The organism is Dendronalium sp. ChiSLP03b (genome assembly GCF_034531165.2).
Taxonomy (GTDB): domain Bacteria; phylum Cyanobacteriota; class Cyanobacteriia; order Cyanobacteriales; family Nostocaceae; genus Dendronalium; species Dendronalium minutum.
Genome location: NZ_JAVRBR020000049.1, coordinates 67440 through 76649, shown reverse-complemented (window position 1 = coordinate 76649; position 9210 = coordinate 67440). Strand labels below are relative to the sequence as shown.

Below are 9210 nucleotides of genomic sequence, written 5' to 3'. Positions count from 1 at the left end.
CTGTTTCTAAAGCTTTGAGTACTGTACCTGATTCAATTACTGGTGAAATTAGTAAGAATTCTTTGAGTTGCATTCAACATTAGTACACTTGGGTGACAACCCTCAGTCTACCTGGTTTTGAGCTTAACCGAACCGTATTGCGCGGTGATGGATCTGACAGCACCTTTGAGCGCTACTGATTTGATTTTGGATTTCGATTTGCCTGCGAATTAGTTCTTGGAGTTTTTTATTTAAAGTAGCAAGGGTAGATTCACCTCTTGCTTCTTCTTGAGCAATGCGTTCAGTTGCGATCGCTACATTAGCATCATTAGGATTGAGTCCAGCTTTGGCACGTAGCAGTCTAGCAACAACAGCTTTAAAAGCTTGTTCTTTTTCCTTGATTTGGAGAGTAGCGATCGCGCCTGTGTTTGCCAGTTCCCGATATCGCTTTAGTTCTTCCTACGCTAATTCAACAACTGCTTCTTGCACTTGTGTCTAAGTTGTGATTTGCGTATCTTTATAGTCTCGTTGGTTGCGAGCTGTTGTTTCATCGCCAAGCCAAAACTACAATCCCGATCGGCCACCATCCCAGAGCATCGGTGAGAGGTTAAGATAATCTTGTTTTTGTCAATTAGAAATTAAGCTGAAAATTTGGAAAGAGCAGAGGTATGAAGTTAACCCTTGTACTGAACTTTTGGGGCAACAATGAATGATGCGTATCAAGATGACGCGATCGCCTGCTCAAAAATTGTGTTTGCGACCCCGATTTTCGCAATATTTTAAGTACTATTGCTTATTGACAAATGATATCCAACCTTAACCTCTCACGAATGGTCCCAGAGTGATTAATCGAGCAGATTGGATTGTGCTGCTGGATCGAGGTAAATTGAAACTGTAAGGCATTCCAGAACAATGGCGATCCCAACCAGATGACCATCTAGACTTTTTAAATCTTTAATCGCGATCTCATTTGCCTTTACTCGCTCCTAATTAGGCTTCACTACTAACACAGAACAATTTGCCTCTTCCACAACTTGACTGCTTACGGAACCTTGGACAATTCGCTTCATACCAGTCAGCCCGCGACTGCCAATTATGATCAAGTCAGCCTTGTAAATATTGGCAAGGCGAATAATCTCGTCCGCAGGATCGCCTGTTACCAGTTCTAATTCACTTTTTACCGATAATTTTTCCTGATAGGATTGCAGCAATTTTTCAATCTGAAAATAAGAAAGTGTTGGGGACTCTGGGTGAGGGCGATCGGCAGGTAATTCCAACTCTGACTCTGGTGTAGGAAACACATGGCAAAGAATCAGTTTTGTTTCTTGTGAAAATACCAAATCATCTAAAGTCTGAATGACTCGTTCTGCAATTTCCGAACCGTCCAGAGCTACCAAAATATTTTCTAGCACTGCTCTCGCCTCCTAAAAGAGTAGACCCCTTAACATAAATGCCTAAAAAGCTTTATTGGCTACTAAACCAATAATTTCGCCGATCGGCACTTAGTCTGTATTGTCGAAGCTGCGCCGCGCGGAATCTTGCCATGTTGCTCAATTCGGGTAAGCTTTGTGCCAGTTGCCTAAATTTATGACTAACACTACCAAGAACTCTGGCTTACCACGCAAATGGTTCCTCCGTTGTAGACGCTCGGAAGGCAGCTTTTTGCAGGGTAGCAACTGCCGTCCAAACTTTCAGTGTGAAGCCACTGAGTAACTTTTGCCCCCAGTTTAGGAAAAAATTAAGCATTGCGAATCACTCTTCCTGCTGAATTCGCCGTCGTACTGAATCGGCGTGGGAAGGTAAGCCTTCAGCTGTTGCCAGAGCATCAATTGCACCAGCCACCTTGTGCAGTGCAGTTTGTGAGTATTGAATAATACTGGAGTGTTTGAGGAAAGTTTCCACCCCTAATGCAGAAGCATAGCGTGCAGCTCCAGAAGTTGGCAAAGTATGGTTAGGACCAGCCAAATAATCTCCTACTGCTTCTGGTGTAGAGTAACCCAAAAAGATTGCCCCAGCGTGGCGAATGTGTGGAACTAGTGCCCAAGGATCTTTGATTTCTAACTCCAGGTGTTCAGGGGCAAATTCATTCGAGAGTTCTGCGGCTGCTTCTAGGGATTCTACGAGGACAATTAAGCCGTAGTGAGCGATCGCTTTTTCAGTGTCTATTCGCCGTGGGTGATCTACTAGCTGTCTTTCCACAGCTACTTGCACATTTTTTGCCAAAGCAGTATCTGTTGTCAACAAAATTGCCGCCGCCATTGGATCGTGTTCGGCTTGTGCCAACAAGTCAGTTGCAACATGAACGGGATTTGCGCTCTCATCGGCAATAATTAATACTTCGCTTGGTCCGGCCAAAGAATCGATGCCTACAATACCGTAGACAAGTTTTTTCGCTAGGGTGACATAAATGTTACCTGGTCCGGTAATCACATCCACTTTGGGAATCGTTTCTGTACCGTAGGCTAAAGCAGCGATCGCTTGCGCCCCTCCGACGCGATAAATTTCTTGCACTCCAGCTTCTTGAGCTGCTACCAAAACTGCTGGATTAATCGCTTTGCCGACTCTTGGCGGTGTCACCATCACGACACGAGGTACACCAGCAACCTTCGCCGGAACTGCATTCATTAATACCGTGCTAGGATAAGCGGCGCGACCACCAGGTACGTATAACCCTGCTCGGTCTACAGGGGTATAGCGTTTGCCCAGCACTACATCATCATCCCCAAAGTGTACCCAGCTTTTCGGGATTCGCTGACGGTGAAAAGCTTCGATTTGGCGGCAAGCTAGCTGAATTGCCTGGAGCAAATCCTTGGATACCTGTTGGTAGGCTGCATCCAGTTCCGAACCTGTAACACGCAGTTCTTCTGGCTTCAAGGTTTGATTGTCAAATTCAGCTGTATAATGCAACACAGCTTTGTCGCCTTGGCGCTTCACTGCTTGCAACACTTCCCGCACCGTCGCTTCTTTATGAAGCACCTGTTCATCATGGGTGCGATCGCAGATACGTTGTAGTTCTGCTCTAACGTCTGCCTGCTGAGTAATGATTCGCAGCATGGAGTAAGGACAATGCCAAAGTTTAGAATATTCCCACCTGAGAATTCAGTCTTGCTCTTGACCCGCAAGGGGTGTCAAGCCAACCCCAATTCTCTTCTCTAGCTTAACCTGGATTTTTTTGATACTCCCAAGGCTGCCAGCATCTGGGTTACTTGAGAAGGCTACTAAATTGCTCAGTCCAACTTACCTGTGAAGGCTTGCGGCAGGGAGTGGGCGTGCCAATTACCACTATCCTTATGCTCTACCCCTCACTCCCTGGGGGGTACAAATGGCGTGTTTTCACATCCAAATTTTCCCTGAACTAGGGGGAGGGGTAGAGTCTGAGTATAATTTTTGCTGATTTTTCTACTTTAGTAGTTAATTAATGTAAATACACGATGATATCGCATCTTTACGCTTACAATCATTGACTACATTTGCAGTCACACCGCTTGGTCAGGTAGTGGATAGTTAGGGTTGCGATTTAATTGCAGTACTTTATTTTAACGTATTTCCTCGTTTGAGCAAATACTAAATGGGGACTGAAGATTGGAGAAAAGGGAAAAGTAAGCTGTTTAACCTTTACCCTTTTCCCTAGTCCCAAACTCGAATTTTTTCAAAAATCCTAACATTGGCAATATGGGTGTTATATTAGTAAATCTAGTAGTGTGTGTACATCATTAATAGTCTTATTGGAATTGACTGTGGCGAATACAAAGTCTGCTCTTAAGCGCGCCGAAATTGCAGAACGCAACCGACTGCGTAACAAAGCTTACAAATCAGCAGTAAAAACGCTGATGAAGAAATACCTGAATGCTGTAGAAACTTATACAGCTAATCCTACCTCAGAAGCAAAGCAAGAAGTACAAGTGCGGCTGTCTGAGGCTTATAGCAAAATTGATAAAGCCGTAAAGCGGGGTGTTCTGCATCCAAATAATGGGGCTAGGAAAAAGTCGAGATTAGCTAGTAAACTCAAGCCAGTTACTTAAACTGTTTAGTAGTAAGTTGTCAGCTATCAGTTGTGAGCCTGTATGGTCTTTCGGAACTGCTGAGTTAGACAAGTTTATCAAGCGTTTTGAGTTCAGGGCTGACTCTCCTTCGTTGCTAAAGCTTCGTTCGCGTAGCGTCTCAGTTCCTTCACTTGGGGTCTCCCCAAGTTGAAAAATTGGGATCTAAGCCTCTGTTATCGCTTCGCGTTAACGTTAAAAACTTGGCTTTGACAAAGAGTTTTAGCCTTAACTGGATTGTATTGCGCCATAAGCAGCGTCACTCGAAGATCGAACCCACAGGGATTTATTCTTTTCTACTGACAACTGGCTGATAATCACTGACAAATTACTCACTCACTAACAAATGCAGCTGATTGACACCCACGTTCATATCAACTTTGACATTTTCCAGCCAGATTTAGAGGCAGTGCGATCGCGATGGCAAGAAGCAGGTGTAGTGCGTTTAGTACATTCCTGTGTTGAGCCATCAGAATTTTCTAGCATTCAAGCCATAGCAAACCAGTTTCCCGAACTTAGTTTTGCCGTTGGATTGCATCCTTTAGATGCTGAAAAATGGCATAGCCAAACAGCTGATAAAATAAAATCTTTGGCAAGTTCAGAACCGAAAGTGGTAGCAATTGGTGAAATAGGGTTAGATTTTTACAAAGCAAATAACTATGAGCAACAGCACATGGTATTTGAGGCACAATTAGCGATCGCCTCGGAACTTCGCCTACCAGTGATTATCCACTGCCGTGATGCGGCAAAAGAAGTTAGGGAAATATTACAAAAATGGCAGGATGTTAAAAGAGCAAATCTTCGGGGTGTCATGCATTGTTGGGGAGGAACGTTAGAAGAAACTCAATGGTTCGTTGACTTAGGCTTTTACATTAGTTTTAGCGGGACAGTAACGTTCAAAAATGCTAAAGATATTCAAGCCTCAGCAGCGATGGTGAGAAGCGATCGCCTGCTGATTGAAACAGACTGTCCTTTCCTAGCTCCCGTCCCCAAACGGGGGCAAAGACGTAACGAACCTGCCTATGTCCGTCATGTTGCGGAAAAAGTAGCCGAGTTGCGTGGGGAAACAGTAGAGGCGATCGCCCATCAAACTACCCAAAATGCCTGTGAATTATTTGGTTTGGCTCTATAAAGTTTACCCGTTCGTGTTGTCGGAGATGCAAAAAATAAAACCCTAGGAGGACAGAAGTATGCTAAGATTATTCCCTCCAAAACATTTTGCTTGCGTCATAATGAAAAAGGAAGGAACTGAGAACTCCTAAGCTTGATATTGTAATGTTATCAACCTGACCATCCTTCTAGTCTCTACATGGGATGCTCTCGATGCCTGACCAACTCCAATAACCGACCGTGAGCTATACTTTGGCATAAAGCTGTCTGCTGTGTATCTAACCTATAGAAAATTCTTAAAAGTAATTGTCTTGTGAGAACAATCCAGCAAAATAAAGCCATTCCAACTCAGAGCCGACAAAGCGCGCCTCATTACCTTGGTCTTAAGATATCACCGTGAGTATAGTGGTGAACTAAAGACAAAATAGTCTAGAGCTGCGTAGACTAATTCACGCGCTTTTGGGAGGGGAAGTGAGGAAAGCAAATCAAATTCAGAAATATTTTACTCATTGGCTATTGAAGAATCAACCTAATAGCTGGATTGCAACGATTAGTCTGTATCAAGGGCGATTACCCCCCTTGTCAAAATCGTTCTTTCCAGCTTAAATTGCTGCGTTTGCCTGCATCTATTAAGTAGCAGGCGGCATAAGGAGAAGTTCCCAAACAGCTATGGACACTGGCTCGCGGTGGGAACCGTCCAAATTCAGTGTTCTCTAATAAGTTTAACCAGGTTGACAAAGGTAGAGGCATGATTAGCGAAAATTATATTGAACCCGCCTTTTTGTTGCCCGACTTGATTGAAATCCAGCGTTCAAGCTTCCGCTGGTTTTTGGAAGAAGGGCTGATAGAAGAACTCAACTCCTTTAGTCCGATTACAGATTACACCGGCAAACTAGAACTGCACTTTTTAGGTCAGAACTACAAACTGAAGGAGCCGAAATACAGCGTCGAAGAAGCCAAACGGCGAGATAGTACCTATGCCGTACAAATGTACGTGCCCACACGTCTACTGAATAAAGAAACAGGGGACATCAAAGAGCAAGAGGTATTTATCGGGGATTTGCCTTTGATGACCGATCGCGGCACGTTTATTATTAACGGAGCCGAGCGGGTGATTGTCAATCAAATCGTGCGATCGCCTGGAGTCTACTACAAATCAGAAATCGACAAAAACGGTCGGCGTACTTATTCAGCTAGCTTAATTCCCAATCGGGGAGCATGGCTGAAATTTGAAACAGACCGTAACGATTTGGTATGGGTACGCATCGACAAAACCCGTAAACTTTCAGCACAGGTACTCCTCAAAGCCCTAGGTCTATCAGACAACGAAATCTTTGACGCTTTACGCCACCCAGAGTACTTTCAAAAAACTATCGAAAAAGAAGGGCAGTTTTCCGAAGAAGAAGCTCTGATGGAGTTGTATCGCAAACTGCGTCCTGGCGAACCGCCTACAGTATTAGGTGGACAACAGCTCTTAGACTCCAGGTTTTTCGATCCAAAACGTTATGACTTAGGTCGCGTCGGGCGGTATAAGCTCAACAAGAAATTACGGCTGTCAGTGCCCGATACCATGCGCGTCCTGACTCCTAGCGATATCTTAGCAGCAGTAGACTACCTGATCAACCTCGAATATGACATTGGTAACATAGACGACATTGACCATTTAGGCAACCGTCGGGTGAGAAGTGTCGGCGAACTGCTGCAAAACCAGGTGCGAGTAGGATTAAACCGTCTGGAGAGAATCATTCGAGAACGAATGACCGTATCCGACGCAGAAGTGCTAACCCCCGCCTCATTAGTGAACCCGAAACCATTGGTAGCGGCAATTAAAGAATTCTTTGGTTCCAGCCAATTAAGTCAGTTCATGGATCAAACCAATCCATTAGCAGAACTGACCCACAAACGCCGTCTTAGCGCCCTTGGACCTGGTGGTTTAACCCGCGAACGCGCTGGGTTTGCAGTGCGAGATATTCATCCAAGTCACTACGGACGGATTTGCCCCATTGAGACACCAGAAGGCCCTAACGCTGGTTTGATTGGCTCCTTGGCGACTCATGCAAGGGTGAACCAGTATGGCTTCTTAGAAACTCCCTTTAGACCCGTCGAAAACGGGCGGGTGCGGTTTGACGTAACGCCGGTGTACATGACAGCCGACGAAGAAGACGATTTACGTACCGCTACAGGTGATGTGCCATTAGATGAAAATGGCTATATCAAAGGGCCGCAAGTGCCAGTACGCTATCGCCAAGATTGGGCTACCACAACACCCGAACAAGTAGACTACGTAGCTGTGTCCCCAGTACAAATTGTGTCTGTTGCTACGAGCATGATTCCCTTTTTGGAACATGACGATGCTAACCGAGCATTGATGGGGTCGAACATGCAACGGCAAGCAGTACCTCTGCTCAAACCAGAGCGTCCTTTGGTAGGTACTGGTTTGGAAGCACAAGGAGCAAGGGACTCCGGGATGGTGATTGTATCCCGTACCGATGGTGATGTGACTTACGTGGATGCCACAGAAATTCGCGTCCGTCCCAAACCCAATGCTTCAGAAATTAAGTACTACCTTTCCAAGTACCAACGTTCTAACCAAGATACCTGTCTCAATCAAAAACCCCTTGTCCGCATTGGCGAACGTGTTGTCGCTGGTCAAGTACTGGCTGATGGCTCCTCTACCGAAGGTGGAGAATTAGCATTGGGGCAAAATATTGTCGTCGCTTATATGCCTTGGGAAGGCTATAACTACGAAGACGCGATTTTGATTTCCGAGCGATTAGTGCAGGATGATATCTACACCTCAATTCACATTGAAAAATATGAAATTGAGGCTAGACAAACCAAACTGGGGCCAGAAGAAATTACCAGAGAAATTCCCAACGTTGGGGAAGATGCCTTGCGCCAGTTGGATGAACAGGGAATTATCCGCATTGGGGCTTGGGTAGAATCTGGAGATATCTTGGTAGGAAAAGTCACACCTAAAGGTGAATCTGACCAACCACCAGAAGAAAAACTGTTGCGTGCCATATTCGGGGAAAAGGCACGGGATGTTCGGGACAATTCCCTCAGAGTACCTAACGGTGAAAAAGGGCGCGTAGTTGACGTGCGCTTATTTACCCGCGAACAAGGCGATGAACTGCCACCGGGAGCCAATATGGTAGTCCGGGTATATGTGGCCCAGAAGCGCAAAATCCAAGTGGGCGACAAAATGGCAGGACGACACGGCAATAAAGGAATTATTTCGCGGATATTGCCAGCGGAAGATATGCCTTATTTGCCTGATGGTTCACCTGTGGACATCGTACTCAACCCCTTGGGCGTACCTAGCCGGATGAACGTCGGACAAGTATTTGAGTGTCTCTTAGGTTGGGCCGGTCAAACTTTGGGAGTGCGGTTTAAGATAGTTCCTTTTGACGAAATGTATGGGGAAGAGTCATCCCGCAGAATTGTACACGGCAAATTGCAAGAAGCACGAGACGAAACAGGCAAAGATTGGGTGTATAACCCGGATGACCCCGGCAAAATCATGGTGTTTGATGGTCGCACAGGTGAACCCTTTGACCGACCTGTTACCGTGGGTGTAGCTTACATGCTGAAGCTGGTGCATTTAGTGGATGATAAGATTCATGCTCGTTCCACAGGTCCGTACTCCTTAGTAACGCAGCAACCATTGGGTGGGAAAGCTCAACAAGGTGGCCAGCGTTTTGGAGAAATGGAAGTGTGGGCATTGGAAGCCTTTGGTGCAGCTTACACCTTGCAGGAATTGTTGACAGTTAAATCTGACGATATGCAAGGTCGGAATGAAGCGCTAAATGCGATCGTTAAAGGTAAGGCAATTCCCCGACCTGGGACACCAGAGTCCTTTAAAGTACTGATGCGAGAACTGCAATCATTGGGGTTAGATATTGCCGTACACAAAGTAGAAACTCAGACAGACGGCAGTTCTTTAGATGTGGAAGTCGATTTGATGGCAGACCAAGCAGCACGTCGCACACCTCCTCGACCAACCTACGAATCTCTCTCCCGCGAATCGTTGGAAGAAGACGAATAGTCAGGGACTAGGGATTGGGGATTGGGGATTGGG

Annotated in this window: 7 protein-coding genes; 4 read left to right on the top strand and 3 right to left on the bottom strand. The window is 45.6% G+C overall.

Annotated elements, in window-relative coordinates; translation table 11 throughout:
• Window positions 1-274: 274 nt before the first annotated feature.
• On the top strand, window positions 275-478 hold the full coding sequence (locus tag RMY31_RS12795; RefSeq protein WP_322659477.1) for a hypothetical protein: 204 nt from the start codon (window positions 275-277) through the stop codon (window positions 476-478).
• Between the two features lie 487 nt (window positions 479-965).
• On the opposite strand, the gene RMY31_RS12790 is transcribed toward RMY31_RS12795, so the two are convergent.
• From RMY31_RS12790 to hisD, 3 genes are all read right to left on the bottom strand, one after another.
• A complete protein-coding gene (locus RMY31_RS12790; protein ID WP_322659475.1) occupies window positions 966-1391 on the bottom strand; it encodes a universal stress protein in 426 nt (141 codons plus the stop codon).
• A 202-nt stretch (window positions 1392-1593) separates the two neighbouring features.
• On the bottom strand, window positions 1594-1725 hold the full coding sequence (locus tag RMY31_RS12785; protein WP_409877900.1) for a hypothetical protein: 132 nt from the start codon (window positions 1723-1725) through the stop codon (window positions 1594-1596).
• A gap of 6 nt (window positions 1726-1731) precedes the next feature.
• Window positions 1732-3033 (bottom strand): histidinol dehydrogenase, encoded by a 1302-nt coding sequence (gene hisD / locus RMY31_RS12780; RefSeq protein ID WP_322659473.1) that lies wholly within the window; start codon window positions 3031-3033, stop codon window positions 1732-1734.
• Between the two features lie 683 nt (window positions 3034-3716).
• On the opposite strand from hisD, the gene rpsT reads away from it, so the two are divergent.
• The 3 genes from rpsT to rpoB all read left to right on the top strand — a co-directional run bounded on the left by rpsT (window position 3717) and on the right by rpoB (window position 9177).
• The gene (gene rpsT / locus RMY31_RS12775; RefSeq protein ID WP_322659471.1) at window positions 3717-4001 is read left to right on the top strand and encodes a 30S ribosomal protein S20; all 285 of its coding nucleotides are present in this window, start codon (window positions 3717-3719) and stop codon (window positions 3999-4001) included.
• Window positions 4002-4365: 364 nt separating this feature from the next.
• Window positions 4366-5151, top strand: a complete 786-nt coding sequence (locus RMY31_RS12770) for a TatD family hydrolase (protein WP_322659469.1) — start codon at window positions 4366-4368, stop codon at window positions 5149-5151.
• A gap of 726 nt (window positions 5152-5877) precedes the next feature.
• The gene (gene rpoB / locus RMY31_RS12765) at window positions 5878-9177 is read left to right on the top strand and encodes a DNA-directed RNA polymerase subunit beta (protein ID WP_322659467.1); all 3300 of its coding nucleotides are present in this window, start codon (window positions 5878-5880) and stop codon (window positions 9175-9177) included.
• Window positions 9178-9210: the final 33 nt, after the last annotated feature.

What these genes read in the sequence shown, in the direction of transcription:
- RMY31_RS12770 (WP_322659469.1), top strand. Translation starts at nt 4,366, where the DNA reads ATGCAGCTGATTGACACCCACGTTCATATCAACTTTGACATTTTCCAG.
- RMY31_RS12785 (WP_409877900.1), bottom strand. Translation starts at nt 1,725, where the DNA reads ATGCTTAATTTTTTCCTAAACTGGGGGCAAAAGTTACTCAGTGGCTTC.
- rpoB (WP_322659467.1), top strand. Translation starts at nt 5,878, where the DNA reads ATGATTAGCGAAAATTATATTGAACCCGCCTTTTTGTTGCCCGACTTG.
- RMY31_RS12795 (WP_322659477.1), top strand. Translation starts at nt 275, where the DNA reads ATGCGTTCAGTTGCGATCGCTACATTAGCATCATTAGGATTGAGTCCA.
- hisD (WP_322659473.1), bottom strand. Translation starts at nt 3,033, where the DNA reads ATGCTGCGAATCATTACTCAGCAGGCAGACGTTAGAGCAGAACTACAA.